Below are 742 nucleotides of genomic sequence, written 5' to 3' on the forward strand. Positions count from 1 at the left end.
TCTTTCTGGTGCTGTTCTTGAACCTCGTGCGCTCAATGAGCTCTTTCCAAACTGGAAAGAAGAAGGTGCACCGCTGAATGTTCCTGTGACAGAGGACAAAACCTATTTCTTACTTTCTGACAGCACGCATAAAGAAGCTCCACACTGGATGGTGCCAAAAACCATGCATAACGATGGTAACTATGTGGTGTCTTTGGGCAATGTGGTTCGTTGGCTCGGTCAGAAAGCTGAAGAACTGGAAGTTTCGGTATTTCCGGGCTTTGCAGCATCTGAAATTCTGTTCCATGAAGATGGTTCTGTGAAAGGCATTCAAACAGGCGACATGGGCATTGGTAAAGATGGTCAACCGACCCATAACTTTGCGCCTGGTTATGAACTGCATGCCAAATACACTTTATTTGCAGAAGGCTGCCGTGGTCATTTAGGTAAACGTCTGATTGCGAAGTACAACCTCGACAAAGACGCTGATCCGCAGCATTACGGTATCGGCATTAAAGAACTTTGGGAAATTGACCCGGCCAAACACCAAGAAGGTTTAGTGATGCATGGTACAGGCTGGCCGTTTGCCGAAACTGGTACAGCAGGCGGCTGGTGGTTGTATCATGGTGAAAATAACCAAGTGTCTTTGGGTGTGATTGCTGACTTGTCTTATGACAATCCGCATGTTTATCCATTTATGGAAATGCAGCGCTGGAAAACTCATCCGCTGATTAAACAGTTCCTAGAAGGCGGTAAGCGTATT

1 protein-coding gene is annotated in these 742 nt (G+C 46.2%); it reads left to right on the top strand.

Annotated elements, in window-relative coordinates; genetic code table 11:
• A partial coding sequence (locus C1A47_RS17545; protein ID WP_162625988.1) for an NAD(P)/FAD-dependent oxidoreductase occupies window positions 1-742 on the top strand: 742 nt, incomplete at both ends.

The sequence above is a fragment of the Acinetobacter sp. MB5 genome, from assembly GCF_003261585.1.
Taxonomy (GTDB): domain Bacteria; phylum Pseudomonadota; class Gammaproteobacteria; order Pseudomonadales; family Moraxellaceae; genus Acinetobacter.